This window comes from Mesorhizobium sp. M1078 (assembly GCF_040318615.1).
Lineage (GTDB): Bacteria > Pseudomonadota > Alphaproteobacteria > Rhizobiales > Rhizobiaceae > Mesorhizobium.
The window spans coordinates 531,049-555,736 of record NZ_JAMYMP010000001.1; the positions used below are offsets into that span (position 1 = coordinate 531,049).

At 62.6% G+C, this 24,688-nt stretch carries 27 protein-coding genes and 1 pseudogene; 15 read left to right on the forward strand and 13 right to left on the reverse strand.

From position 1 onward, the window contains the following. Positions 1-327: 327 nt before the first annotated feature. Positions 328-486 carry a hypothetical protein gene (locus NKH38_RS02655; RefSeq protein ID WP_023747090.1) on the reverse strand — a complete coding sequence of 53 codons (159 nt, stop codon included), beginning with the start codon at positions 484-486 and terminating at the stop codon, positions 328-330. A gap of 128 nt (positions 487-614) precedes the next feature. After that, positions 615-2,615, reverse strand: coding sequence for an AI-2E family transporter (locus NKH38_RS02660; protein ID WP_352758922.1), 2,001 nt, complete (start codon positions 2,613-2,615; stop codon positions 615-617). A 185-nt stretch (positions 2,616-2,800) separates the two neighbouring features. Between NKH38_RS02660 and NKH38_RS02665 the strand changes: the two genes are divergently transcribed. Both NKH38_RS02665 and NKH38_RS02670 read left to right on the forward strand, forming a co-directional pair. Beyond that, positions 2,801-3,034: a hypothetical protein gene (locus tag NKH38_RS02665; protein ID WP_023686482.1), complete on the forward strand. Its 234-nt coding sequence runs from the start codon at positions 2,801-2,803 to the stop codon at positions 3,032-3,034. A 198-nt stretch (positions 3,035-3,232) separates the two neighbouring features. Next, complete coding sequence (locus NKH38_RS02670; protein WP_352758925.1) at positions 3,233-4,312, forward strand: aminopeptidase; 1,080 nt, start codon at positions 3,233-3,235, stop codon at positions 4,310-4,312. A 29-nt stretch (positions 4,313-4,341) separates the two neighbouring features. On the opposite strand, the gene NKH38_RS02675 is transcribed toward NKH38_RS02670, so the two are convergent. After that, positions 4,342-5,547 (reverse strand): ROK family transcriptional regulator, encoded by a 1,206-nt coding sequence (locus NKH38_RS02675; RefSeq protein WP_352758928.1) that lies wholly within the window; start codon positions 5,545-5,547, stop codon positions 4,342-4,344. 145 nt (positions 5,548-5,692) lie between these two features. Here NKH38_RS02675 and NKH38_RS02680 point away from each other — a divergent pair, with 145 nt between their 5' ends. From NKH38_RS02680 to NKH38_RS02710, 7 genes are all read left to right on the forward strand, one after another. Beyond that, positions 5,693-6,958, forward strand: coding sequence for an ABC transporter substrate-binding protein (locus NKH38_RS02680; protein ID WP_352666736.1), 1,266 nt, complete (start codon positions 5,693-5,695; stop codon positions 6,956-6,958). A 93-nt stretch (positions 6,959-7,051) separates the two neighbouring features. Then, positions 7,052-7,987: a carbohydrate ABC transporter permease gene (locus tag NKH38_RS02685; RefSeq protein WP_023700958.1), complete on the forward strand. Its 936-nt coding sequence runs from the start codon at positions 7,052-7,054 to the stop codon at positions 7,985-7,987. Then, positions 7,980-8,885, forward strand: coding sequence for a carbohydrate ABC transporter permease (locus NKH38_RS02690; RefSeq protein ID WP_023733535.1), 906 nt, complete (start codon positions 7,980-7,982; stop codon positions 8,883-8,885). The genes NKH38_RS02685 and NKH38_RS02690 overlap by 8 nt, the downstream gene beginning before the upstream one ends. A gap of 25 nt (positions 8,886-8,910) precedes the next feature. Continuing rightward, positions 8,911-10,017: an ABC transporter ATP-binding protein gene (locus NKH38_RS02695; protein WP_023747086.1), complete on the forward strand. Its 1,107-nt coding sequence runs from the start codon at positions 8,911-8,913 to the stop codon at positions 10,015-10,017. Positions 10,018-10,046: 29 nt separating this feature from the next. After that, entirely contained in the window at positions 10,047-10,814 is a 768-nt protein-coding gene (locus NKH38_RS02700; RefSeq protein WP_352758933.1) for an SDR family NAD(P)-dependent oxidoreductase, read from the forward strand. A 26-nt stretch (positions 10,815-10,840) separates the two neighbouring features. Beyond that, a complete protein-coding gene (locus NKH38_RS02705; protein ID WP_023744136.1) occupies positions 10,841-11,836 on the forward strand; it encodes a sugar phosphate isomerase/epimerase family protein in 996 nt (331 codons plus the stop codon). Continuing rightward, on the forward strand, positions 11,833-12,645 hold the full coding sequence (locus tag NKH38_RS02710; protein WP_023744135.1) for an SDR family NAD(P)-dependent oxidoreductase: 813 nt from the start codon (positions 11,833-11,835) through the stop codon (positions 12,643-12,645). The genes NKH38_RS02705 and NKH38_RS02710 overlap by 4 nt, the downstream gene beginning before the upstream one ends. 408 nt (positions 12,646-13,053) lie before the next feature. On the opposite strand, the gene NKH38_RS02715 is transcribed toward NKH38_RS02710, so the two are convergent. From NKH38_RS02715 to NKH38_RS02735, 5 genes are all read right to left on the reverse strand, one after another. Beyond that, on the reverse strand, positions 13,054-13,488 hold the full coding sequence (locus tag NKH38_RS02715) for a hypothetical protein (protein ID WP_023671095.1): 435 nt from the start codon (positions 13,486-13,488) through the stop codon (positions 13,054-13,056). A gap of 693 nt (positions 13,489-14,181) precedes the next feature. Further along, entirely contained in the window at positions 14,182-14,730 is a 549-nt protein-coding gene (locus tag NKH38_RS02720) for a dihydrofolate reductase family protein (RefSeq protein ID WP_023744134.1), read from the reverse strand. 185 nt (positions 14,731-14,915) lie between these two features. Beyond that, complete coding sequence (locus NKH38_RS02725) at positions 14,916-15,185, reverse strand: PilZ domain-containing protein (RefSeq protein ID WP_081725353.1); 270 nt, start codon at positions 15,183-15,185, stop codon at positions 14,916-14,918. Positions 15,186-15,244: 59 nt separating this feature from the next. Next, entirely contained in the window at positions 15,245-15,454 is a 210-nt protein-coding gene (locus NKH38_RS02730) for a hypothetical protein (RefSeq protein WP_023671091.1), read from the reverse strand. A gap of 201 nt (positions 15,455-15,655) precedes the next feature. Further along, a complete protein-coding gene (locus NKH38_RS02735; RefSeq protein ID WP_023831729.1) occupies positions 15,656-16,018 on the reverse strand; it encodes a hypothetical protein in 363 nt (120 codons plus the stop codon). Between the two features lie 45 nt (positions 16,019-16,063). Between NKH38_RS02735 and NKH38_RS02740 the strand changes: the two genes are divergently transcribed. The 4 genes from NKH38_RS02740 (at position 16,064) to NKH38_RS02755 (ending at position 18,790) form a co-directional block, all read left to right on the forward strand. Further along, complete coding sequence (locus NKH38_RS02740) at positions 16,064-16,336, forward strand: hypothetical protein (protein ID WP_023740887.1); 273 nt, start codon at positions 16,064-16,066, stop codon at positions 16,334-16,336. Between the two features lie 261 nt (positions 16,337-16,597). Further along, a complete protein-coding gene (locus NKH38_RS02745; protein WP_023691887.1) occupies positions 16,598-17,350 on the forward strand; it encodes a DUF4142 domain-containing protein in 753 nt (250 codons plus the stop codon). A gap of 32 nt (positions 17,351-17,382) precedes the next feature. Further along, positions 17,383-17,988 carry a general stress protein gene (locus NKH38_RS02750; protein WP_023704148.1) on the forward strand — a complete coding sequence of 202 codons (606 nt, stop codon included), beginning with the start codon at positions 17,383-17,385 and terminating at the stop codon, positions 17,986-17,988. A 181-nt stretch (positions 17,989-18,169) separates the two neighbouring features. Beyond that, positions 18,170-18,790 carry a hypothetical protein gene (locus NKH38_RS02755; protein ID WP_352758942.1) on the forward strand — a complete coding sequence of 207 codons (621 nt, stop codon included), beginning with the start codon at positions 18,170-18,172 and terminating at the stop codon, positions 18,788-18,790. A gap of 53 nt (positions 18,791-18,843) precedes the next feature. Here the strand turns inward: NKH38_RS02755 and NKH38_RS02760 are convergent, their stop codons facing one another. From NKH38_RS02760 to NKH38_RS02770, 3 genes are all read right to left on the reverse strand, one after another. Further along, positions 18,844-19,992, reverse strand: coding sequence for an extracellular catalytic domain type 1 short-chain-length polyhydroxyalkanoate depolymerase (locus NKH38_RS02760; RefSeq protein WP_352597661.1), 1,149 nt, complete (start codon positions 19,990-19,992; stop codon positions 18,844-18,846). A 208-nt stretch (positions 19,993-20,200) separates the two neighbouring features. Further along, the gene (locus NKH38_RS02765) at positions 20,201-21,187 is read right to left on the reverse strand and encodes an aldo/keto reductase (RefSeq protein ID WP_352758945.1); all 987 of its coding nucleotides are present in this window, start codon (positions 21,185-21,187) and stop codon (positions 20,201-20,203) included. Positions 21,188-21,431: 244 nt separating this feature from the next. Next, on the reverse strand, positions 21,432-22,172 hold the full coding sequence (locus NKH38_RS02770; protein WP_352460743.1) for a FadR/GntR family transcriptional regulator: 741 nt from the start codon (positions 22,170-22,172) through the stop codon (positions 21,432-21,434). A gap of 104 nt (positions 22,173-22,276) precedes the next feature. Between NKH38_RS02770 and NKH38_RS02775 the strand changes: the two are divergent. After that, a pseudogene (locus NKH38_RS02775) lies at positions 22,277-23,177 on the forward strand (NAD(P)-dependent oxidoreductase). Between the two features lie 35 nt (positions 23,178-23,212). Here NKH38_RS02775 and NKH38_RS02780 read toward each other — a convergent pair. Further along, positions 23,213-23,422, reverse strand: a complete 210-nt coding sequence (locus tag NKH38_RS02780) for a hypothetical protein (RefSeq protein ID WP_023828275.1) — start codon at positions 23,420-23,422, stop codon at positions 23,213-23,215. Between the two features lie 10 nt (positions 23,423-23,432). Continuing rightward, a complete protein-coding gene (locus NKH38_RS02785) occupies positions 23,433-23,612 on the reverse strand; it encodes a hypothetical protein (protein WP_027042769.1) in 180 nt (59 codons plus the stop codon). Between the two features lie 498 nt (positions 23,613-24,110). Here NKH38_RS02785 and NKH38_RS02790 point away from each other — a divergent pair, with 498 nt between their 5' ends. Beyond that, positions 24,111-24,674, forward strand: a complete 564-nt coding sequence (locus NKH38_RS02790) for a hypothetical protein (protein ID WP_023828277.1) — start codon at positions 24,111-24,113, stop codon at positions 24,672-24,674. The last annotated feature ends 14 nt before the right edge of the window (positions 24,675-24,688 follow it).

The following is a 24,688-nucleotide window of genomic DNA, read 5'->3' on the forward strand; positions in this document are numbered from 1 at the left end:
ACAAGGTCGCGCCCGTGATCCTCGGTGATGCCGGTCTCCCTGGCAATTGACAGCACCAGTGCTTCTTCCCTTCCACATTCTTAGGGTCGTGCCTTGCCTGTGCTGATCATGCCTTCTCCATCGGCTCAACGCCAAGATCTGAGATCTCATTCTCGACGCACGGTCAACCTCGTTATGCCGCGTTTGAGCGGCGGAGATAGCGGCTCAATTTTGCGTTGCCAGGATCGATCCTGGCACAGCCAAGTGGCCGGTCCGTTCGCACGATAATGCGCCCCGCCCAGGGACGGCGCCAGTACGGGCCAGATCGACCAGACAAATTGAGCGGTCCTATGCCTCTCCGAACTCGGTTTCGTTTCTTGACGTCGGGTGCCGCTCGTAGTCAACGGGCGGCGGCAGGAGCATGATTTCGGTCTCCTTGCGGCCGAACTCCCGGCCGATCTGGAACGCCGCGTAGATCGCGCCGAGGCGGATAAGGAATCTAAGCATGGGGGTTCTCCTTCGATGTTAGGAACCGCAAGGCCGCGAGATTGTTCCATGGTTTGCGAGTGGGGACGATCTTGCCGTCTCACCAGGCATTCCAGCGCCGGCGCGGCAATCTGAGACATGCGGTGCGGCTAGGCTGTTGCGGCCGTTGCCTGGGCCGGGATCCGTTTTCGAGGGGCCGGACGGCGTCTATCGCGGCGTTTCGAAACGACTTTGAGGGGAACGGCCGGCGCTGGAGAAAGTGCGCCAAGCACAGCGTTGACCATGCCGTGGGCTACGAAATCGGCGCTGATGTCGGCGGCCAAAGCTTGCCTTTCTTGCCCGACATCGCCCTGCTCCGCGTCTGACCAGAACACAATCCCAATTCTCAAACCTGCCTTGGCGCGCTTCAGTCTCCGGACCAGAAAGCGGGCATGCTTGAGCGAATCCCGGTTCAGGAAACCGACCACGACGGTGTCGATCGCCTCTAGTTCGAGACGACGAATACCTGCCGGCTCCATATCGACAAAACTGGCCTTCGCCACCGTAGCACCTTGCACCTCCAGCACCTGAGCGAGCATGGCGGCAGCGGCATCGTCGAGTTCGCCGCGACCGCCGGCACAAAGCACCGACCTGTCCTTGCCGTCGGGCAGTTCGATCTCTTCCTCTTCGATGCCATCTGTTTCCTTGCTCGCGCTCCCTTCCGCGGTGGTTGTCGGCGCATCTTCCTCGCTTGCCTCTTCCTGTGCATCGTCGGCAAGATTTGCCACAAGAATTTGGGCGCTCGCCGCCACCTGCCTTCGCTGTTGATCGCCCATCACGCCACGCATGCGATCCTGCTCGCCCAACAGGAGAGCAGGAATGGCGACCGTGTCGTAGAAATCGATCAGGTACTTCTCCTCGAGGATCTCCTCGGCATGGTCAGTTGCCTCGTCGGGATCGCCGGCCAGGAGCCGTTGATAGAGCCGGGCGTGAGCTTCAAGGACGGGCTCGTTGCCAAACAGGACGTCGAGAAATTCGAACTGCGGAACATGTCGCCCGAGGACGACGAGGCAAACTGTCAGCGGCGTCGAAAGGACCAGGCCGAGGGGCCCCCACAACCATGTCCAGAAAATTGCCGCAACGATGATTGCCAAAGGAGAAAGTCCCGTGCGCGAGCCATAGAGCCACGGTTCGATGACGTTGCCGGTTACCAATTCCATGACGACAAACAGTGCGGCGGTCCACAGCACCAGCGACCAGCCGGGCGCAACCGCCAAGGCCAGAAACAAGGGCAGCAGCATGCCGATAACAGGGCCGATATAGGGAACGAAGCGCAGCGCCAGTGCCAGCAACCCCCACAGCAGCGCGTTGGGAATGCCGAGCACCCAAAGGCCAATCGCGATTGGTATCGCGTAGACGATGTTCACCACCAATTGCATGATCAGATAACGGCCAACCCGTTTGCCGGCATCCTGCAATGCCTGCGTTGTGCGATGGAGGTCGCCATAGCCGACGAGGCGGATAAACCGGTCGCGCAGATCCTCGCGCTCAAGCAACATGAAGATGACGACGATGATGATCAGGCCAGCTGATGCCAGCGGGCTGATCAACGGTCCGATGATGTTCTGCAATACCTCCAGAGGTCTCTCGCGGGCGACGATCTCGACGGGAACAGGCTCGCGCCGGGGCTTGTCGGCCGCAGGCGGCGCCACATCCTGCTTGTCGATCTCCTGACCGACACGCTCGATCACCCCGCTCAGCCTGGCAATTATGCCGCCACCCACCCCCGTCTCCTTGAGGGAACGCACCTTGGTCAGAATGTTTGTCTGGTAGACGGAAATGTTCTGAGCAAGCTCGCTTACCTGGGTCGCAACAATGAAGCTGAACAGGCCCAGGGCCGCGAATGCGCCAATGACGCTCAGAAGCACTGCGGGCAGCCGAGGCAAGCCGACACGCTTCAGTGCGGAGACCATCGGCACCAGCGCAAAGGTCAAAAGCAGCGCGATGGCAATGGGAAGGAACACCTCACGACCGAAATACAGCGCAGCTACTGTCGTGACGATGGTTGCCACGGTAGGCAGAGCTGTGCGCGGATGGGCATTGCCTGCCGCAAGAATCCGTCCTAGCCCTCGCTCGGACGATGAGATGTCGTTTCGACGATTGGCAGCCACCTGATTCCCCCCGTTTCCTAACGATAGTTAGACCCATTCGCCTGCCGGGCAATGTTTAGCAGGGCCGAATACATACGTTTTGCGGTTTTGCTCCCTGGGCGCTGTGCTCCGACGGTTCGGTCGATATCGTCGGAGCCGCAAATCTGTGGTAAAGCCGCCGCCCAACCAACCAAAGGACGACATCTGTGAGCGAACCGACTGTGGCCGAAGCGACCGAAAGTATCTATGCCTCGCTGCGGGCGGACAATGCCGACATCGACGCCCATATCGCGACGCTCAAGGCAGCGCTGACACGAGAGGGCGCAAAACAGGCGGTGTTCGATCCGGCAAAATTGGCGCAGAACAACCGCTCGGGCCGTAAGTTGATGCAGGCTTATTTTCGCCAGCGCGGCGTGAGCGTGAAGTTTTCGGACCAGTAGCGCGCGGCAGCTTCGGAGAACCGCGCCTCGACGGACGGTCCGTATCTCGCTCGCTCCGCCCTGCGGCGGACTTTCGTCAATCGTAGGCGAATGGCCGCATCGCCCTGCCCAGGTCGGTGTCGCCCCCTACCCTGCAGCTCTTGACGGAAACCGGTGCCTCCTGTTTGAGGGTGACCAGGACGTTTGCTGCATGGGGAGATGGGCAAGGGTGGGCAAACAGTGAAGCGCGTTCTTCAGATGCTTGCCGCGGCGATCATCGCGTCCGGGGCGACCGGCTGCACGACCATTTCCTACTACGCGCAGTCGTTGCAGGGTCACGCGCAGATCATGGCCGCCCGCAAAAATATTGGAAAACTCATCCGTGATCCTTCGACGCCTGAGGCATTGCGCGCCAAATTGACGTCGGCCAGCGCCATAAGACGGTTTGCGACAGATGAGCTGGCATTGCCCGAAAACAGCAGCTACCGCAGCTATGTCGACATCCATCGCGATGCCGTGACCTGGGCCGTTTTTGCCGCGCCGCAATTCTCGCTTGCGCCACGAACATGGTGCTTTCCGGTCTTCGGCTGCGTTCCATACAGGGGCTATTTCTCCCGGAAATCCGCGACTGAGAACGCAGTCGAACTTCAAAGACAGGGGCTGGACGTCTATGTCTCGGGCGTCACCGCCTATTCCACGCTTGGCTGGTCGAGTGACCCGCTACTGAGCACCATGCTGCGTCAGGACGACACCTATCTCGCCAGCCTTGTTTTTCATGAGCTGGCGCATCAGCGCCTCTATGTGGATGGCGATTCCGCATTCAACGAGGCGTTCGCCGTTGCCGTCGAAACCAGCGGCGTCAGGAAATGGCTCCGCGCCGCCGGCGACCGGGCCGGATTGCGCCGCTACGAAGCCGATCGCAAGCGCAGCGCCGATTTTCTTGGACTGGTGGCGAAGACGCGCGACGAGCTAAGGCAGGTCTATGGTAGTCCCCGCACCCCGGAAAAGATGGCGGCCGCCAAGGCAGCAACCATCGACCGGTTGCGGATGCGCTATCGGCGGATGCGCGACAGGCACTGGGCCGGATACCGGGGATACGACGCCTGGTTCGCTGCCCCGATCAACAACGCCAAGCTCGCGGCAACTTCTGTCTACGGTGAACAGGTTCCGGCCTTTCTTCGCTTGTTCGACCTGTGTTCGGGCAACTATCCAAGGTTTTACGCTTCTGTCCGGCGGATCGCGGATTTGCCCAAATCGTCCCGCGCCGAAGCGCTCAAGGCTGCTGACACGTGCAATTGACTTGAACAAGCACAGGCTGGTCCTGACGATCACCCCGGCGACAGTTCCTTCGTCTGGTGTCTCAAAACGAGGCCGACCGCGCCCAGCAAGGCATCGTTCTCGGTGTGCCTGCCAACGATGATGCGCGTGCGCAGCGCGGGAGCGACATCCCGGGACTTGATCAGCGTATGGCGTTCATAGGACGCGATCAGCGGCGTCAACAGAATGTCCCCTGCCAAAGCCATGTGGCCGCCGATGATGATAAGCGGCGGATTGAGCACCGAGCCGATCAGGCCGAGACCCCGGCCGGCGATCTCGGCGGTATCCTCGATCATCCGCAACGCCCTGACGTCGCCCTGCTCGGCCATGGCGATGACATCGTCCATGGTGACTTGCCGCCCAACGACACGCGAAATCTGTTCCAGCGGCCGGGTAAAACTCGCGTAGAGCTCCAGGCATCCGCGATTGCCGCAGCGGCAAAGGTCGCCGCCGGGATCGATGCTGATGTGCCCGAATTCGCCGGCGCCGCCGGCGACGCCCGCCACCAGCCGGCCATGCTGGACAATGGCGCCGCCGACACCCAGATCGATCTTGAACAGCACGAAATCGTCCTGGCCGACGGCCGCACCCCACATCAGCTCGGCAATGGCCGCGCAGTTGCTCTCGTTGTCGGCGAAGATCGGCTGTTCCAGGACGGGTCCGAACACATCTCGTATGTTGACGCCGGCCCATGTTGGAACCATGCTTGCGCGCAGCACCACTCCATCGCGGCTGACAGGGCCGGAGACGGAGACACCAACCCCCAGGAGCCCCGCTACCGGCAGACCGTTTTCCCTGTAGGATTGGGCAATCGCCGATTTGACCGCCTGGGCCGCCTGTTGCGGCTGGTAGTCCAGCGCCATTGGAATATTTTGTTCGGCAATGACGGAATGCGAGACATCGGCGACGATGAGCCGTATCTGCTGAAGAGCCAGGTGAATGCCGACGCAGGTGCCCGCTGTCGGATTGAGCGTCACCGCCGCGGCTGGCCTGCCGATGCCTCTGATGCCGTCGCGGCTGGTCGGGGCTTCGATCACCATTCCAGACTTTTTCAAGCCGTTAAGCGCGGTTGACACCGTCGAGCGCGCCAGACCGGTGGCGCGTGCGATCTGCAACGCGGAGAGTGCGCCGCGCTCGCTCAGGCAGCGCACGATCATGCTCTCCGGCGACGCGGAGGGTCTGTCGATCAGCCAGGTTCTAAGCGAAGGTTTTGTCATGGCTCAACATAAACATCGTTGACTGATAGCTCCAATATGTCATCTTGGAAAGAACTCGAGATTGACGCATCTCGCCGGCGGCGGCTTCAAACCGCGGCCATAAGCGGTCGAGACGAACCGTGCAACACGATATGGGAGTGAAACGATGAAGTCCGTCATGACCGCGCTTGCGGCCGCTGCTGCGTGCACATTTTTCGCCGGAACAGCCTTCGCCGAGCCCAAGACCAACCTTTTGCACCAATGGGCGACCGGATCGGACGCCCAGGCGATCGCCAAGCTCGGCGAGATGTTCACGGCCAAGGGCGGCAAATGGGAACAGACCTCGATTGCCGGCCACACCGCCAATACGCTGGCCAAGCTGCGCGCCGACGTGATCGCCGGCAATGCCCCGCCTGCCGTGCAGCTCAAAGGCCCTGAGATCGCCGAATGGAACGAGACCGGCATGACCGCCGATCTCGACGAGTTGGCGGCCTCCGAAGGGTGGGAGAAAGTGGTGGCGCCGGAATTGCTTCCGGTGATGAAGCCGACCGGCAAATGGGTCGCCGCGCCCATGAACATCCACCGCATCAACTGGCTCTGGGCCTCGCCCAAGGTCATGCAAGCGTCCGGCGTGGCGGAAATGCCGAAGACCTGGGCCGAGTTCAATGCCGCCTGCGACAAGATCGTCGCCACAGGCAAGATCTGCATCTCGCATTCGACCGCCGACTGGACGGATTCGACGGTGTTCGAGGTCGTGCTCTACGGCCAGGACATCGATCTCTACCGCAAGGCCTTCGTCGAAGGCGATGTCGAGTCCATGCGCAGCCCGGGGATGGTCAAGGCCTTCACGCAGATGCGCCTGATGACGAGCAGGTACATGGATCCGGGCATGGTCGGCCGCGACTGGGATTCGATGTCGGCGCTGGTCGGCAAGGGCGACGCGGCGTTCCACATCATGGGCGACTGGACGATCGGCCTTTTGACCGCCGCCGGCTTCAAGGAAGGCACCGACTATGTCTGCGCCCAGGCGCCGACCGATTGGGGCAAACCCGGCTTCATCCTCAACTCGGACTCGGTCGTGTTCTTCAAGCAGAAGGACCAGGATTACATCGACGGCCAGAAGCTGCTGGCCAGCCTGATCCTGTCGCCCGACTTCCAGACGGTCTTCAACCAGGCCAAGGGCTCGATCCCCGCACGCCTGGATATCGATCTGTCGAAGGGCTTCAATCCGTGCCAGCAGCTCTCGCAGAAGGATCTCCAGGCTTCGATCAAGGACGGCACACTGGTCCGCTCGATGGCCCACAACATGACCATCCCGCAGAAGATGCGCGGCGCGATCATGGACTCCATTACCGAGTTCGTGGCGACGCCGGACATGTCGCCGGAGGATGGCGCCAACGCGATGGCCGACGCGGCGGAAGCACAGAAATAGATGGCAATGGCCGGGCGCCATCCGCACCCGGCCATCCGCCATCCCGGTCCCGCGCTCCGCCAGTCCTGTGCTCTGCCAATCTCCGTGCTCTGAATGTCAAATCACGACCTGATCCTGTCGGTACCGGCGCCCGCCCGCCCCTGGCGCGAGCGGCTGGGCTCCGCGATGCCCTTGCTGGTGCTCGGCCCCTCTCTCGTGGCGAGCTTCGTCTACGTCTTCGTGTTCACCGGCTGGACGCTCTATATCTCGTTGTCCAACTCCTCGCTGCTGCCGACCTACGGCTTCGTCGGCCTGGACAACTACGCGTCGCTGTGGGCGAACCGGCGCTGGAACATCGCCTACAACAACCTGTTTTTCTTCAGCGCTTTCTACATCGTCGGCTCGATGGCGGTGGGACTGCTGCTGGCGATCCTGATCGACCAGCGCGTGCGCGGCGAAGCGGCCTGGCGCACGATCTTCCTCTATCCGCTGGCCGTCTCCTTCATCGTCACCGGCACGGTCTGGAGCTGGCTCTACAATCCGACCGACGGCATCCAGGCCATGGTGCGCGGTTTCGGCTGGGCGAGCTTCAGTTTCGCACTCGCCAGCGACCGGCACTATGCGATCTACGCGGTGATCATCACCGGTGTCTGGCAGGCCTCGGGCTTTGCCATGGCGCTGTTCCTGGCCGGCCTGCGCTCGGTGGATCAGGACCTCGTCAAGGCCGCGCAGATCGACGGCGCATCGACGTTCCGCATCTATCGCAAGGTGCTTCTGCCAACCATTGCGCCGATCTTCCTGGCGGTCGCCGTCATCCAGATCCAGTTCGCCATCAAGACCTTCGACCTCGTGGCGGCCCTGACCAAAGGCGGCCCGGGGATCTCGACCACCTTCCCCGCCATCTACGTCTATGACCTGATGTTCCAACGCGGCCAGATCGGCGAAGGTGCGGCCGCCGCCATCATGATGCTTGCCGCTGTTGCCGTGGTGCTGGTGCCCTATTCATTCTGGGTGGTCTGGCGCCGGCGCAAGGAAGCCGGCCATGGCTGACGTCTCCCTGGACCAGTCGCTCGACCGTCGCGCTGCCGCAGTCGCGTCGCGCCGGCATTTTCTCACCCGCTTCGCCATCTATGGGCTGCTGGTCGTCTTCGCGGCGATCTACCTGGTCCCGTTGCTGGTGGTGGTGCTGAATTCATTCCGCGACCAGCAGGAGATCGCGCGCAACGGGTTGATCTCGCTGCCGCGCAGCTTCCGCCTCGATGCCTGGGGCCAGGCCTGGAGCACCTATTGCATCGGCGGCACCTGCGAGGGCATGCAGCGCAACTTCTACAACTCCCTGAAGATGACGATCCCGGCCACGATCATCTCGACGGCGGTCGGCGCGATGAACGGTTACATCCTGTCGAAATGGCGCTTCAGGGGTTCGGAAGCTTTGTTCACCTGCATGCTGCTCGGCGTCTTCGTTCCGGGCCAGATTTCGTTGATGCCGTGGGCGTTCATCCTCGGCAATCTCGGCCTCAGCAATTCGGTCTACGGGCTCGTCCTCATCCACGTCATCCAGGGCATTTCGTTCACCACTTTGTTTTGCCGCAACTACTACGTCAGCATCCCCGACGACCTGATCAAGGCGGCGCGCATCGACGGCGCCGGCTTCTGGCGCATCTTCCGCAAGATCATTCTGCCGCTCTCCTCGCCGATCCTGATCGTCACGGTGATCTGGCAGTTCACCGGCATCTGGAACGAATATCTGTTCGGCGTCGTCTTCACCTCCGGGCAGCAACAGCCGATCACGGCAGCGCTCGTCGCGCTGACGGCAAGCGGCACCAATGTGCGCGCCTACGATGTCATGAGCGCCGCCGTGCTGATCGGCGCGCTGCCGCCGCTGCTGATCTATCTCTTCGGCGGCAAGTATTTTGTGCGCGGCCTGACGCAAGGTGCCATCAAATGAGGCGCGATCAAGTGAAGGGCATCGCATGTCGACATTGACCATCCGATCGCTGCGCAAGAACTACGGTGCGGTCGAGGTGCTGAAGGGCGTCGATCTCGAGGCGCAGGACGGCGAGTTCATCGCGCTGGTCGGACCCTCCGGCTGCGGCAAGTCCACTCTGCTGGCGATGATCGCCGGGCTTGAAACCGTTACCTCCGGCGAGATCCGCATCGACGGGCGGCTGGTCAATTCGGTGCCGCCGAAGGACCGCGACATCGCCATGGTGTTCCAGTCCTACGCGCTCTACCCGACGATGACGGTGCGCGAGAACATCACCTTCGGCATGGAAAGCCGCCGCGTCCCGAAGCCGCAGCAGGACGAGGCCGTCAGTCGAGTTGCTGCCTTCCTGCAGATCGAACCGCTGCTTGGCCGCAAGCCCGGACAGCTCTCGGGCGGCCAGCGCCAGCGCGTCGCCATGGGCCGGGCGCTGGTTCGCGATCCCAAACTGTTCCTGTTCGACGAGCCGCTCTCCAATCTCGATGCCAAGCTGCGCGTCGACATGCGCACCGAAATCAAGAAGCTGCATCACCGCGTCGGCAAGACCACGGTTTACGTCACCCACGACCAGGTCGAGGCGATGACGCTGGCGTCGCGCATCGCCGTGATGCACCACGGCGAGGTCCAGCAATTCGACGATCCCGCCACGATCTACAACCGTCCGGCCAACATGTTCGTCGCCGGCTTCATGGGATCGCCGGCGATGAATTTTTTGGCCGCGGAACTGAGCCAGGAAGGCGGCCGCGCCACTGTTGTGTTGCAGACCGCCGACGGCAAGACGGCCAGCCTGCCGATGGTCCAGACGCTCGCTTCCGATACGCCGCGACAGCTCGTGCTCGGCATCCGTCCCGAGCACATCTACCGCTTCGATCCGGATCTTGCGCGCCGCAAGCCGGGCATCGCGCAGATCGATGCCGTGGTCGAGCTGGTCGAACCGACAGGTGCCGAGACCATGGCCGTCCTGCGCCTGGGCGGCAAGGAGATCACCGGCCGTTTCGACCCCGACGGCACGCCGCTTATGGGCGAGACGGTGACGCTCGGCATCGACATGGCGCGTGCCTGCCTGTTCGACCCGACGACCCAACGCCTGATCTGACCGAAGCTTGATCTGAAAAGAGTTCCGCCTTGTCCTTCGCCACCTATCCGAGCCTGTCCGAGCGTGTCGTGCTGATCACCGGCGGTGCGTCGGGCATCGGCGCCGACACGGTCCGCGCCTTCTGCGCCAATGGCGCGCGCGTCGCGTTTCTCGATCTGCAGCAGGAGGCCGGCGAGCAGCTTGCCCGCGACCTCGCCGCCGCGGCAGCGCACGCGCCCCTGTTCCTGCGCTGCGACGTGACCGATATCCCCGCCCTCCAAGCCGCGATCGGCACGGTGCGCGACCGCCTAGGGCCTGTCGCGGTGCTGGTCAACAACGCCGCCGATGACAATCGCCTCTCGGTCGCCGACGTGACGCAGGAATACTGGGACCATGCCCAGGATGTGAACCTCAGGCACCACTTCTTTGCCGCTCAGGCCGTGCATCCGCACATGCAGGAACTGGGCTTTGGTTCGATCGTCAATTTTTCCTCGATCGCCTGGCGTTTCGGCGCGTCAGAGATGGCGCCCTATGCGGCGGCCAAGGCTGCGGTGGTCGGGCTGACCTTCGCGCTGGCGCGGGCGTTTGGCCCCGACAACATCCGCGTCAACGCCATCGAGCCGGGCGCCGTCATCACCGACCGGCAGCGGGAGCTTTGGTACAAGACCCAAGGTTCGGTCGATCAGGTCGTGCAGCGCCAGGTGATCCGCAAGATTCTGCTCGGCGAGGAGATCGCGCGCACGGTACTGTTCCTCGCCGCCGACGACAGCCGCATGATCACCAAGCAGTCGATCACCGTGGACGCCGGCCTGCGATGACCCCACCTGACTCAAAGGATCGTTTCATGCTCGAGGTCGGCCTGAACCCCTACGGCCTGACCTATCATCTCGGCCTGCAGGGTCGCGGCACGCCACGCGCCAATCCTAGGCCTGCGGGGCTCGAAGGTTTCATCGCGCTGGCGACCGAACTCGGCGCGCGCGTGCTGGAGATCTGGGTGCCATGGCTGAGCGAGCTTTCCGACGACGCGGTGATCGCGCTGCGCGAACGGCTCGCCGGCCTTGGCATCACGCCGGTCGTCAGCGGCGGCCTGCTGGTGGGCGAACCGCTCGACGATGCCTTTCGGGCCGCGCGCCTGCTCAAGGCCAAAATCATCCGCACGGCGCTGACGCCCATTCTCTGCGGCGACCGCAACGCCGCCGGCGAAAAATGGAGCGAGTACGCCGGCATCATTCGGGGGCGATTGGTGGAGTGGGGTCCCCGCGCGAATGCCGACGGGTATGTCCTTGCGATCGAAAACCACCAGGACTTTACCAGCCGGGAACTCGTCGATTTCTGCGCCCTCGGTGGTGACAGTGTGGGCGTCACCTTCGACACCGGCAACACGTTCCCGGTCGGCGAAGCGCCGCTCGATTTCACGCGCGCGATCGCCCCCCATGTCCGCCATGTCCACCTCAAGGATTACCGAGTGCAGTTCACGACCGAAGGTTACCGGCTGATCCGCTGCGCCATCGGTGACGGTGCTGTGCCGTTCGCCGAGCTGTTTGCAATTCTTGCCCAGCACCATGATCGCCTGACCGCCGTCCTCGAACCGGGCGCATTGGAGGCGCGGCATGTCCGCTATCTCAGCGACGACTGGTGGCGCGGCTATCCCCCGAAGACGGCACGCGAATTTGCCGCCTGCCTGGCGGCCGCGCAGCGCAACCGGCTGCCCGACGATGCCGACTACCGCACGCCTTGGGAGCGCGAAGCCGACGTCTCACTGGTTTCCTATGAGCTCGACATGATCCGGCGCAGCGCCGCCAACATGCGCAAATTTGGTTTGATGGAGAATATCCGATGACGGCACGTGAACTCGATGGATTGACCGCCTTCGTAACCGGCTCCGGCCGCGGCCTCGGCCGCGTGATGGCCGAGCGCCTGGCCGAACTCGGCGCCAATGTCGCGATTCACGACATGGACGAGGAAGCGCCGGCCAAATATGGCGAGTTCGCCAATCTGAGCGAAGTGGTCGAGCGCCTGAAGCGGCACGGCACGAAGGTGACGTCGGTGACCGGCAACATTGGCGACCAGAAGGCGGTGGCCGCGATGAAGCGCAAGATCGAGGCCGATCTCGGCGACGTCCATGTGCTGGTCAATTGTGCCGGCGGCGACATCGGCGCCAGGGGCGGCAAGCCGAACCCGAACAACGCCCTCGACATCGAACTCGACGACATCCGCGTGCTCACCGAGAACAATCTGATCGGCACGATGCTGGTCTGCCAGGCCTTCGTGCCGCCGATGAAGCAGCGCGGCGGCGGCTCCGTCATCAACATCGCCTCCGCGGCGGCACATCTCGGCTGCTCGCCCGAGGTCGTTTACTCCACCTTGAAGGCCGCGGTCGTGCATTACACGCGCTGTCTCGCCAAGGAACTGATCGACGACGGCGTGCGCATCAACGCGGTCAGCCCCGGCGCCACCAAGACGGCACGCTTCCAGGCGACCCGCGTGGTCGATCCGGAGCGCATGGATTCCAGCAAGAAGTCGCTGAACCGCTATGCCGAGCCGGAGGAGATCGCCGAGGCGGTGGCGTTTCTGGCTGGCCCGCGGGCGCGGTTTATCAACGGGCAGGTGCTGCGGGTGGATGGCGGGTTTACGATTTTTCCGGGGTGATGGGGCGGGCCTCGAATTTCAATTTCGGGGCCGAAAGCGGAAGTGCCGTTTTCGGGATTCCTGGGTTAAATTGCCCCCTCACGCCTCGAGCTTTTCGCAGCGTCAAAACGGCTGTGGAGGGATTGGCAGGCTATACCGCTGACGAAGCGCACATGTGACGCACCGAGGATAAGTAACCCCGCTTGGTCACGAGGGCGCTGCCGACCGGTTGGTCGAAACTGGCGCTGGTACTCGCTATTCACGAAATTGCCGATCACCCTGACGAGGTCCACTAAGCAATGGTGAACGTCATTTCTGAAGTCGCAAGCAACTCGGCCGCCCTACTCCATTGAGGTCAGCCATGCCTTCGCGGAGCCGACGCAATCTCTGCTGGAGCCTGCATGCTTCTTCAGGCGCAAGCGCTGTGTCTCAGTGCGGCATGAATCCTTTTCTCAGCCAAGCCAATATCTTGCTCCCATTGAGAACCCTGCGGACACGCCCGGCGGCCCAGCCAGCCTGCATGGTGGCGCCGGTGTGGCAACTGCAGACGATCTCATGCAACTGCCAATCGGAGAGTTCGAAGAAGCGTCTGGCTTCCCCGTAGGTATCCGATTGCATGCCCGATGCACGCAGCAGTGGATCGTCAAAGGCGACACTAATCGCCGATCCGACCGCGCGCGCTTCTCCGCGGACAGAGGGATGCAGATGCTCAGTCCCGGTGAGAGCCACAAGGGAGCGCGTCGGATTTCGATAGAGCAGTTCCGCCCACCGCTCTATCCGTTGCGTCCTTGTAGCCAGCAGAGCCGGCGATAGTGGACTGATGTCCGCGACTGACTGGAGTTGATCGAGTGTCTGGTGCTTCATGACTGCCTCCTGTTGGTCGTTCCAATCCCTAGGCCTTTGCTGCAGGATTGGCTCACACGCTAAGCCGCCTCGTAAAGGAGCGGCGGCCGATCAGGTGTTGCCACCAATCGCCCACAGGCACCACGCGGCGGCATCTGCAGCGACCCCAACTGCATTCCTTCGCCAATGTTCCAGCGGGATGAAAAAAACTGTGCGGCCGGCCGACCCGACGGACCCGGCTGGCGCACGCAGGATCCTGAACTGCTGGACGATGATGACGCAGGCCTGGAAAGGCGGCTAGGTTGGACCTTGCTTTTCAGGCTTGACCATGATGTTTCACTACCCGCTCGGTCATCGCGGGAAGGCCAGGAGCAGAGCCGCTGGCAACGGTGAGTTGCGGACGAGGGCGGGCGGTGGAGGACGACGCCCTTGGGCCGCCAGGTCACTGAAGGACCAACCGAAGCGGCGCTTCGGGCGTAAAAGCGATGTCCTTGTAGGTCTGCAATGTCTGCTTATGGAGGAACGGCGGCAAGGCCTCTTTGACCGGCATGGGGCGCATTGCTGACCGGCAGATTTTCGGCCGACAGCAGACCCTCTGCTGCTTGGGTACCCAGCACGCAAGCTGACATGTGAGACCTCGGTGCGAAGGCCGGGACCAGGCCCACTGCGAACGTACGTGTTGGTTCGCATGTTGGCGCTGAAGCGCCTTATCGTTCAGCCTCGCGGCACATAGATCATATGAACCGTATCGTCATCGATCAATGTGCTCGACACCAGTTGCAGCGGAGGCCTTGCCTCGTGGAAGAAAGGCTTGCCCTTGCCGAGCACGAACGGCCTCACGTGCAGGTGATATTCCTCGATCAGGCCCAGCCCGGTCATAAGACCGGCCAGTTCCGGACCGGAAACGCTCAGGATACCCTCCGTGCGGGCCGCGATCTCGCGAATCTGCGCTTCAATATCGCCGGAGATGAGGGTGGCGTTCGGGCCGACCCGTGAAAGTGTGCGCGAAACGACCCATTTGGGCAGCTTGCGCCAGAGTGTCGCGAACTGGCGAAGCGAAGCATCCCATTCCGCGTGATCATCGTCCCAATAGCGCATGACCTCGTACATCCGGCGGCCATACACAGCGCCGGCATGGTTGCGAATCGTCTCGATCCAGTACTCGAAGTGCTTCTGGCTTGGTGCGCCCATGACCAGATTTCCGGCAAGGTCATCGACATAGCCATCGATGGAAACGTTCATTCCCAAGATAAGTTTGCCCAAAAGCAGCGCCTTCACCTAGTGGGTCCACGGACCAACCGCTTGCAATGCAAGCGGTCAGAGCCTATCGCAACTGATTGCAAATCGCAAGCAGCATGGAAGGAAGCGTTCGTGCCGCAAACGAGCCCTGCCTTGTCCCATCAACCCTGCACTTGAACAGCTGGGTGATCCGTCCCGGCTACCGCCATCTACGCCTGCCGTCCCGAATCGAGTTGCACCCCAAGTCGCTCGTTCCGTCTCCACCGCACCACGGCGCGATAGCTGGTATGATCGACCGGCACGTGAAGCACGAAACGGTCGGGGATTGCGATATCGGCCTTCACCCGCAGCTCCGCACCGTGGGCGTGCTGGTTGCAAACCAGACAATTGATACTGGCGTCGCCAACGCGGATTGTCGCTTCCTTCAGAACAAGATCACGGATATGCGACCGTCGCTCTATCGGTGGGTCAGTCGGCATTGCCTTATCCCTCTGATTTGACGACCTGAAACTCTTCTGAAGCCGGAATGGAAAGCGCACTACCGGCCCAGCGGTTGCCTCGAAAGACTGACGAGCTCGGCTTCATCGACCACGCCGGCCATATAGTTCGCGATAATCCGGGATGCGATGGCGTCGCGTGCTTCGGGCGACTGACCGTCGCGCTTAAGCTGCTCGAATACACGGCCCAACAGCTCGAGTTCGGATGGCTGCAAAACGCCGGCCTCGGTGGCTTTGCGTCGAATGGGCATTTGTGATCCTCCACTACGGTCAACAACATACGACCGCGGCAGGGAAACTCAACTCACCTGTCGAGGGCGCCGCGCGGGCGGCGCCGACCACAAATCCCGTTTACCCGAGCGGGGAGTTTTTCACTCAAAGCCACGGTGATCTGGCGTCCATACAAAGCCCGCCAGCAAAGCCGGCGGGCGCAATATTCATAAGATACGCCGCTAGAACCAGCTTCGGTCGCGTTCCTGGCTTTGCCCGAGCAGCATGCCGATCAACAACCCGGCAATGCCGCCAAGCACGAAAGCGCTGCTGATGGTGCCGGGATTTTGCTGGACGGCTTCGGACACCGTCTGCGCCTGCGATCTCAGCTGCTGCGTTGCCCGTGCCGCGCGCTCGGTCGCGCTGCCATACCAGCCGCCGGCTTCGCCAACGGCATCTTCTGCGCGCTCGGCAAGCGTCCGGTTGATCTTGCTGATCTCGCGCTTCAGCGATGCGACCTGCTTCTCCAGGGCCTCCTGGGCCTCTCGGGCGGAAATCTTCGGGGTGTCCTTCGGGGTGTCCTTCGGGGTGTCGTTCTCGGCCATGGCTGTTCCTTTCGTTGAGGCAGGGGGAACGGCCAACGGACAAGGATGGTTCCGCTGCCTGCCGTCACGGTCATTCGCCGGGCCGGCCGCCAACTTTGGGAACACTCTCCCGATCCAACGGTTGTGGCTGATGGAGGCACGCATTTGTCGAATCGATCGAGCCATGCTGAAACGCTGCGGACGGTCTCCGACCTGCTCCACCGCGCCCGCCGTGTCATTCGCGACGGCGGCCATGCGGCGGCGATGTTCGAAATAGACACGCTGCTGCAGGTCGCACAAACAGAGGTTGCGCGCCGCCTCGAACGCAACGATCGCTGAACCTCGATAGGCCACCGCGGGCGGTGTTCATTTGCGGGCGGCGAAGGCCTCGTTTCCCTTTGCGATGGACTTGCAAGGCGCCCATCGAGCGGGTCGCCGTCCGCGCCACGCGTCGACATCGCAAAGGCGCAAAAGCCGAGGATGAGGGGCCATCATCGCGGCATCGACCCTCCCGGTTATAACGCTTGGGCGGCGGAACAAAGCTTGGCCGCACTGGTTAGGCTCACAGCACGATGTGTGCCCCAACGAGGATCTCTGTCCATGAAAACACGTGTTCTTCTAGCTTCGCTGGCCACCGCCACAGCCATGGTCTTCGCCCTGCCCGCCTTCGCCGCCGACAGTGCTCAGGACTTTGTCGACAAGGCTGCCATCGGCGGCCTGTTCGAGGTGGACTCCAGCAAGATCGCAGAAGGCAAGGCCCAGGATCAAGGCGTCAAGGATTTCGCCAAGAAGATGATCGACGATCACGGCGCCGCCAACGCCAAGCTTGCGACCATCGCCGGCGAACAGAAGCTGAAAGTGCCGACGGAGCTGGACGCCAAGCACAAGGCCGATCTGGAGGCTCTGCAGAATGCCAACGATGCCGTCGACAAGCCCTATGTCCAGATGCAGCGCGATGCGCATTCGGAGGCGGTCACGCTGTTCGAGAGCTATGCCAAGGACGGCGACAACGCGCAGCTGAAGACCTTCGCCTCCGAGACCTTGCCGACGCTCAAAATGCATCAGGAAATGGTCGAGAAGATCGCTTCCGCCGACAATGCATCCTCGACCACCAGCTCCACCACCCCGGCCGTGAGCACGACCGACACCACCAATCCGGCCGCCCCGGTCCCGGGTGCCAACAGCTTCACCGAGGATCAGGCGAAGAGCCGCATTCAGGATGCCGGCTTCTCCGGCGTGTCCAAGCTGACCAAAGACGAGCAGGGCATCTGGCGCGGTCAGGCCACCAAGGATGGCAAGACCACGACCGTGGCGCTCGATTATCAGGGCAACGTCGTTGCCGGCGCCAACTGAACCCTCTGAACCAGAACGAGGAGATCAAGACCATGAAAACCGTAACCGGACTTTTCGACAACTACGATGATGCCTCCGATGCCGTCGGCGAGCTGGAGGCAATCGGAGTGCCGCAGGCCGACATCAGCATCGTCGCCAACAATTCGGATGACTGGTACGACGACGGCGACACTTCCAACGCCGCCGAGGATGCAGCCGGCGGCGCCGGTCTTGGAGCCGTCATTGGCGGCGCCGGCGGGCTTCTGACAGGGCTCGGCATCATGGCCATTCCGGGCGTCGGTCCTGTCGTGGCCGCAGGATGGCTGGCCGCCACCGCGGTCGGCGCCGTTGGCGGCGCGGTCGTCGGGGGCGCTGCCGGCGGCATCGTCGGGGCGCTGACCGAGTCAGGCGTCCCCGAAAGGGATGCGCATGTCTATGCGGAGGGCGTTCGCCGCGGTGGCACGATGGTGACCGCCAGGGTCAGTGACGAACTCGCCGACGAGGCCGAGCGTATTCTTGGCGAGTCCAACTCGGTCGATCTGCAAGACCGCCGACGCGCCTATGAAGCCGGTGGCTGGACCGGCTTCGATGCCAATGCCGACCCCTACACCGACATCGAGGCCGAGCGCGACAGAACGCGCAACGCCAGCCCACTCTGATCATCGAGCCCCGTCGCCGTACGGCGGCGGGGCCGAAGGTGCTGTCGGCGCACTGCAAGCGACGTTCAGATTCGGCCATAAGGGGCGGGTTCTATTCGGACCTGCCCCTTTTCGCTGTTGCCTTGGCTTGACCGGCTCTTGCCGTGTTAGCATCGAACCAACGAAACCAGCCCAGGAAAGCATGTGCCCGTCCCCGCAACTGATTGCCGAATGGCCGTTGTCGCCGTCAGCGACACTCGGGTCCGCCGTGCGCTCCAAGGGGATCGAACGTGAAGTCAGAGCCCGACTGCCATGGGCAGTCAGGAAGCACGTCAAGGCCGAGACGGGCCGCATCGCATTGCGAATGTCGAGATCCGAAGCGGAAGCGTTCAAGGCCGCCTCTGCCAATATCTCCAAAACACTGGAGGGAGTGGAAGCGCTGCCTGTGCTTCCACGCGAGGTCGAGGATATCCTTACGATCTCTTCGCGCGAGCGCCACAAATGGCTCAAGGACGGTCGGCTGCAAAGCACCGGCACACGCACCGTCAAGATGCGTGGGCGATCAAAGTCTGTCACCTTCCACGTTTTCGACCCGCGCCACATCGAGGACGTCCTGGACCGCGATCTGGCAACCGTCTGGAGAGAGCAGGATGTCCAGGCGGTCGCCGAGAACAGGCGGCGCGGTGCGGGCAAGGCCGCGCTGACGCGCGCGGGAAAGGGCACCGGCCAAGCGCGCACTGCGAGGAACGCCCGGGACACGGAGGGCCCGGCGCCCGGATTGAAGGGCTGGGATGCGTTCGAGGACGAAGGCCTGCTGCGATAATGATGCTGGCGCTTGCCCTTGTATTTTGGGCGTGTGCGGGGCGAGCCTCAGCCTCAGCGCATCAATCCCGCTGCCCGCAGCGCGTCCTCGATGACCTTGGTAATCCCGCCCGCCGGACCGCCTGGCGGATTGACAGGCTCCGGGGCCGGATCGACACGGACAGCTCGCGGTTTTTCCTTCGGCGAGAAAGGCTGCAATGCAGTGCCTGAAGCGGCCTCGGCTTTCGCCGCGCGTCGTACGTCTGGCTTCGTCAGCCCCCAGAAACGGGCGATGTGGCGCGTCGAGGAAATCCCGACATCCAGCATGAACGGCCCTGCTTTACCGAGAGCATTGTCGCCGCTCGCCTGCAATGGCGTGCCATGGCCCATGCCGGCAATGCTGTATGCCTCGACCACGTCGCGGCCTTTGCCATCGCACCAGACTTTTCGGCTCTGACCGTCGACCTTTTCCGTGCGTGTCGGCGCTTGAGCGAGGCCGTGCACGCCCTGCCATTGCGCCAGCACCGCGTCGGCATTGGAAGGCACCACGGTCGTATCGGCCGAGCCCTGCCAGACCGAAATCCTCGGCCACGGCCCCTTGTGCGGCGAAGCTTCCCGCAACAGACGCTGCAGGTCGCTTCTGGACGGTCCGCCATGGCCACGCATGCGGTCGAAGGCTTCGGGGATGGTCGAGGCGCTGCCATAGGCAAGCCCGGCAATGATCGCGCCACCGGCAAACACGTCCGGGTAGGTCGCCAGCATCACCGCCGCCATGGCGCCGCCGGCAGAAAGACCGGTGACGAATATCCGCTTGCGGTCGAGACCGTGGGTGACCACCGCCGCCTCGATCATCTGGCGGATGGACAGTGCCTCGCCGCTGTCGCGGCTTACATCGCCCGGCACGAACCAGTTGAAGCAAAGATTGGCGTTGTTGGCGCGCTGCTGCTCGGGGAGAAGCACGGCAAAACCCTGCTCGGCAGCAAGTTCGGTCCAGCCGGAACCATGATCGTAAGCGGCTGCATTCTGGGTACAGCCATGCAGCACCACGACCAGCGCTGCCTGCTTCGGCAGGTTTTCAGGGAGATAAAACCGCGCGCGCAAGGCGCCGGGATTGGACCCGAACCCTGTCATCTCGGACAGGTGATCGTCCTTGCTCTGTCCTGCACCGGCTGGCCGGCCGCGCATCGCGCTCAGCCGGGCGATCGTATCGGATATGTCTCGCAAATCGGTATCCTTGCGCGCCGGAATGGGCAGACTCGTGCACACAACGCACACGCAGCAATATCGTTGCTGCACTGCACAATAACAAGCGGCGCGGCCGATTAAATGACCGATGGATCATAGAATCCGCTGCACGGCTTGTGACGGACGAACGCAATTTGGCCCGGCTGACCTCTGGTCAGTCAGCCGATCGAGGCCGGCAGGCGCCGGGTTACCAGCGCTGATGCACGTAGGGCTTGATGTTCTCGTCGTAGACCGCCTTCACCTTGGCCATCGACTCGGAGGACAACGGCGCAAGCTCAGCCGCTTCCGCATTGGAAACCGCCTGCGCCGGATTGCGGGCGCCGGGGATGACAACCGTCACCGCGTCGAACATCAGGATCCAGCGCAGCGCGAATTTCGCCATGGTGGTGTCGCCTGACACCAGCGGCCGCACCTTCTCGACCGCCGCCAGCCCGACGTCAAAGGGCACGCCCGAAAACGTCTCGCCGACATCGAAGGCTTCGCCATTGCGGTTGAACAGGCGATGGTCGGTGGTCTCGAACTTGGTGTCCGCCCTGAACTTGCCGGACAACAGGCCGCTGGCCAGCGGCACGCGGGCGATGACGGCGACATCGTTCTTTTTCGCCTGGTCGAAGAACAGCTCGGCCGGGCGCTGGCGGAAGGCGTTGAAGATGATCTGCACGCTGACGACGCCGGGATATTGCATCGCCTTCAGCGCCTCTTCGACACGCTCGACGCTGACGCCGTAATTGCGGATCTTGCCCTGCTCGGTGAGCTTGTCGAGACGCTCGAACACTTCCGGGTGGTAATAGAGATCGGTCGGCGGGCAATGCAGCTGCACCAGGTCGAGCGTGTCGGTCTCGAGGTATTTCAGGCTGCGGTCGATCCAGCCGATGAGGTTCTCGACGCTGTAGCCCTCGACCGTCTGCTTCGGCAGCCGCCGTCCGGCCTTGGTGGCGATGAACGGGCGCGCGCCGCCGCGTTCCTTCATCACCCGCGCGATCAGCTTTTCCGAACGGCCGTCGCCATAGACGTCGGCGGTGTCGAGGAAGCTGACGCCGGCATCAAGCGCGGCATGCAGGGCTGCGACCGCATCGTCATCATTGACCTCGCCCCAGGCGGCGCCGATCGCCCACGCGCCGAAGCCGATCTCGCTGACTGATCTGCCGGTACGGCCAAATTTCCGTGAATGCATCTCGCTGTTCCTGACTTGCGGCTTCGCCGGCAATGCCGGCTCCATGATTGCGATTTTTCCGGGAGCCTCATACCGCATGGCAACGCGATTGACATCCCTCTTCCCTGGATTTACCAGATTACAGGGTTGTATGACAACGGGGTAAGACTGCAACAGTGGGAGCCGGGAGGAACATTTCGCTGATGCACGAACTCTATCTCGGCGGGGTCGCCGGATGAGCAGTCCGTCAACCGTGGTTGGCCCCCTAATCGTGAACAGCCTTGTTGCGCAGATCCTCGAAGCGGGCGTAGCTTTTGGTCAGATGGCTGCGCATGGCGCGCCGCGCGGCATTGACGTCCCTGGCTTCGATTGCCCCGAGAATGGCGCGATGCTCGCGCTGCATGCGGTCGAGATATTTTTCCCGCTCAGCCTCCGTCATCCGGTCGAGCCGCGTCCAATGGCGCGGGACCATGGCGCTGCCGAACGTGTCGAACAACCGGGTGAAATTCGGGTTCTGCGTCGCAGCGAGAATGGCGCGGTGGAAGCCGAAATCCTCTTCCGAGCCGGAGCCGCCGGCACGCACCGCCGCCTCCAGCGCGTCGAGCCGAGCGCTCATCTGTTGAAGCGCCGCCTCGCTGCGCCGTTGGGCAGCGAGGCCGGTCGCCTCCACCTCGATGCCCATGCGCAGTTCGAGCACGCGCAGCACCTCGTCGATCGATTCGAGATCATCGGGCAGCACGGAAAACGTCTTCGGCGGCGGATCCTTGGCGACGAAGGCGCCGAGCCCCTGGCGCGTGGTAATCAGCCCGCGCGCGCGCAGCGCCGCCAGCGCCTCGCGCACCACGGTGCGGCTGACGCCTGTGGCAGCAACAATCTCCTGCTCGGTCGGCAGCCGCTGCCCCGGCGCAAGGTCACCGGATTCGATCTGCGCAATCAGCGTGTTGACCAGACCCGTCCGCAGGTTGGGCGCCTGCGGTATGGCGTCGAAAGTCATGGGCTCCGCCATCAGCGCGACTCCGGTTCGATTCTTGTTCAAAGGATTGCATCGACGGGTGCCCGCCGCAAGGTGACGAAAGTTCGGCCCGCTGGCACGAGCCATGGGAGGATTGCATGAAAGAACGCATCGGCTTCATCGACCTGGGCAGCATGGGCGCCGGCATGGCCGACAATCTGTTGCGCAAGGGCTGGCCGCTGACGGTCCATGTCCACCGCAGCCGCACCGCCGCAGACCGGCTGATCGCCGCCGGCGCCACCGAAGCGCCAAGCCCGCGCGAACTCGCCGCCGCCTGCGACATCGTGATCCTGTGCGTCACCGGTTCGCGCGAGGTCGAAGCGCTGGTCAAGGGCGCGGACGGGCTTGCTGCGGCCAAGACGCCGCTGCTGATCATCGACTGCTCGACCTCCAACCCGTCATCGACGACAGCGCTTGCCGCCGACCTCGCCCAGCAAGACATAACGCTGATCGACTCGCCGCTGGCGCGCACGCCCAAGGAAGCCACCGAGGGCAAGCTCGACGTCATGGTCGGCGGCCCGGCCGAAATCGTCGCCCGCGCGACCGGTGCTCGAAGCCTTCGCCGCGCGAATCGTCCACACCGGCCCGACCGGCAGCGGCCACACCATGAAGCTGCTCAACAATTTCGTCTCGATGGGCTATTCCGCGATCTACTCGGAAGCGCTGAGCCTCGGCACCAAAGCCGGGCTGACGCCGCAGGTCTTCAACAGCGTCATCTCCGGCAGCCGCATGGATTGCGGCTTCTACCAGGCCTTCTTCGATTTCGTCCTCAACCGCAACGAAAACGCCCAGCGCTTCGCCATCGCCAACGCGCTGAAGGACATGACCTACCTCGCCTCCTTCGCGCAAGCAGCCGGCATCGCCAATCCCATCGGCGCGGCGGTGCGCAATGGCTTTGCCACTGCCGTCACGACAGGCCACGGCGAGAAGTTCGTGCCGGCGCTGTCGGATATTGTGGCGGGGTTGAATGGGGTGTCGCTGGTGGAGCCGGCGGAGTGAAGAGCGGCTCGATTATCGCCGCCAATCACAAGCGGTCACCCCAGCACAGGCGGAGTAGGATCGTAGCCGATTGAAACGATCCCCGGATGCCGGTGGGCTATGGCGAGTATCTGGGTCTCAAGCTCGCAGTTATAGGCCATCAGCGCCTTTACGGTCTCAAGCGGGCTGTCATAGCGGGCAATCAACTTCACGGCTTCTGAGTGCAACTCGGCTTTCGCTTCCTCGTCAAAGTGCATCATACCCATTGCCGTCCTCCTATCGTGCCGCGCGACGTGGTGCGGTAAGCGCATCAAGCCGTTCCTGAAGATGCCCATTGAGCACGATCATTTCCTTCAGTGCCTTCATCACATCGCCCTTGTGGACGGCGATGAAATCTTCGGCGTGAGCTTGGAGAGCGGCTTCCTGCCGACTGTTTAGTGTCACGATGCGGTCCATAGCGATTACTCCAAGCGATGCATGGTCACAGTGAACAAAAAGAGAACATAAATGTCAAGGACGAATTGACTCGGCGAGGAACTCATTCCTATTTTCTAATATGCCCGAGCAGCCCAGAAAACCCCGCCGCCTTGTGCAGACCCTGAGCAAAGCACATGAGGTTGGGCAGCTGATCCGTGTCCGCTGCTTCAACTGCAACATCACGCGCCACTATCTGCCTGGCGACCTTGCCAAGCTGGTTGGAGACATTCCGTTTTGGGACGTTGACCGGCACATGCGTTGCGAGCGGTGCAAACGCCGCGAGCTTGACGTCGACATCCTGCTGCCCAGCGCGTCGGAGAGCATGAAAATACGCGTGAGACGGCTTGTTGAAATCCGAATGGTGCGCAGAGTGATTTGGCGTGACGAGACGTGATGGACCCCAAGGCCGTTCTACTTTCGCTTTGTGTTTTTGGACACAGCGTGATTACTTCAGGATGATTTTGAGGAAGGGGCTCAATGTTGAAAGCTATTGTGGCTGCCGCTTTCGCGTTGGCTCTAGCGGGCTGGACTTTGTCGGCCCACGGGGAAGATGCGTCCCGAGAGAAATGCACCTGTGATCTCGAACGTGGTCCCGTCCAAGAACATGGAGCCGTGGTGAACAATGCCACCGCCTGCTGGTCTACTGTAGATGTGCAACGACAGTGGTGCCAAATTACAGTGCAGGCACTAGAGGGCGATCTGAAGCACGACGCCATCATCAGGGAATTTATTCGGGCCGGCGATCCGGAAAGCTTAGTGGCCGTCCTTCAGAATTTGGCGGCGAGCTCGACAACGCCAGACGCGGACCAAAGCGAAGTTGCCAAAGCGAAAGCAGAACTCCCCGCTGTCATCAAGAGCTTCGACAAACTGACGGCAACCTGTATCGATGGGTTCCTTAAACCCTCAGAAAACAAAGAGGAGCGCACCGAGATTGTCGATGGCGCCTTTGCCTGCCGCGTTGGGAAGGAGACTGGCTGGTTGCGGCTTTCGTACATGGTAGGCGAGGTCCAATTCGTCTTTATGATCGCTCCACATGGCTGATTCATCGAAGAAGC

Bases quoted from the DNA above. Each gene is read 5' to 3' on its own strand.
- NKH38_RS02655 (WP_023747090.1), bottom strand. From the start codon at position 486: ATGCTTAGATTCCTTATCCGCCTCGGCGCGATCTACGCGGCGTTCCAG.
- NKH38_RS02670 (WP_352758925.1), top strand. From the start codon at position 3,233: ATGGGCAAGGGTGGGCAAACAGTGAAGCGCGTTCTTCAGATGCTTGCC.
- NKH38_RS02675 (WP_352758928.1), bottom strand. From the start codon at position 5,547: ATGACAAAACCTTCGCTTAGAACCTGGCTGATCGACAGACCCTCCGCG.
- NKH38_RS02680 (WP_352666736.1), top strand. From the start codon at position 5,693: ATGAAGTCCGTCATGACCGCGCTTGCGGCCGCTGCTGCGTGCACATTT.
- NKH38_RS02685 (WP_023700958.1), top strand. From the start codon at position 7,052: ATGTCAAATCACGACCTGATCCTGTCGGTACCGGCGCCCGCCCGCCCC.
- NKH38_RS02690 (WP_023733535.1), top strand. From the start codon at position 7,980: ATGGCTGACGTCTCCCTGGACCAGTCGCTCGACCGTCGCGCTGCCGCA.
- NKH38_RS02695 (WP_023747086.1), top strand. From the start codon at position 8,911: ATGTCGACATTGACCATCCGATCGCTGCGCAAGAACTACGGTGCGGTC.
- NKH38_RS02705 (WP_023744136.1), top strand. From the start codon at position 10,841: ATGCTCGAGGTCGGCCTGAACCCCTACGGCCTGACCTATCATCTCGGC.
- NKH38_RS02710 (WP_023744135.1), top strand. From the start codon at position 11,833: ATGACGGCACGTGAACTCGATGGATTGACCGCCTTCGTAACCGGCTCC.
- NKH38_RS02715 (WP_023671095.1), bottom strand. From the start codon at position 13,488: ATGAAGCACCAGACACTCGATCAACTCCAGTCAGTCGCGGACATCAGT.
- NKH38_RS02725 (WP_081725353.1), bottom strand. From the start codon at position 15,185: ATGCCGACTGACCCACCGATAGAGCGACGGTCGCATATCCGTGATCTT.
- NKH38_RS02730 (WP_023671091.1), bottom strand. From the start codon at position 15,454: ATGCCCATTCGACGCAAAGCCACCGAGGCCGGCGTTTTGCAGCCATCC.
- NKH38_RS02735 (WP_023831729.1), bottom strand. From the start codon at position 16,018: ATGGCCGAGAACGACACCCCGAAGGACACCCCGAAGGACACCCCGAAG.
- NKH38_RS02740 (WP_023740887.1), top strand. From the start codon at position 16,064: ATGGTTCCGCTGCCTGCCGTCACGGTCATTCGCCGGGCCGGCCGCCAA.
- NKH38_RS02745 (WP_023691887.1), top strand. From the start codon at position 16,598: ATGAAAACACGTGTTCTTCTAGCTTCGCTGGCCACCGCCACAGCCATG.
- NKH38_RS02750 (WP_023704148.1), top strand. From the start codon at position 17,383: ATGAAAACCGTAACCGGACTTTTCGACAACTACGATGATGCCTCCGAT.
- NKH38_RS02755 (WP_352758942.1), top strand. From the start codon at position 18,170: ATGTGCCCGTCCCCGCAACTGATTGCCGAATGGCCGTTGTCGCCGTCA.
- NKH38_RS02765 (WP_352758945.1), bottom strand. From the start codon at position 21,187: ATGCATTCACGGAAATTTGGCCGTACCGGCAGATCAGTCAGCGAGATC.
- NKH38_RS02770 (WP_352460743.1), bottom strand. From the start codon at position 22,172: ATGGCGGAGCCCATGACTTTCGACGCCATACCGCAGGCGCCCAACCTG.
- NKH38_RS02780 (WP_023828275.1), bottom strand. From the start codon at position 23,422: ATGGGTATGATGCACTTTGACGAGGAAGCGAAAGCCGAGTTGCACTCA.
- NKH38_RS02785 (WP_027042769.1), bottom strand. From the start codon at position 23,612: ATGGACCGCATCGTGACACTAAACAGTCGGCAGGAAGCCGCTCTCCAA.
- NKH38_RS02790 (WP_023828277.1), top strand. From the start codon at position 24,111: ATGTTGAAAGCTATTGTGGCTGCCGCTTTCGCGTTGGCTCTAGCGGGC.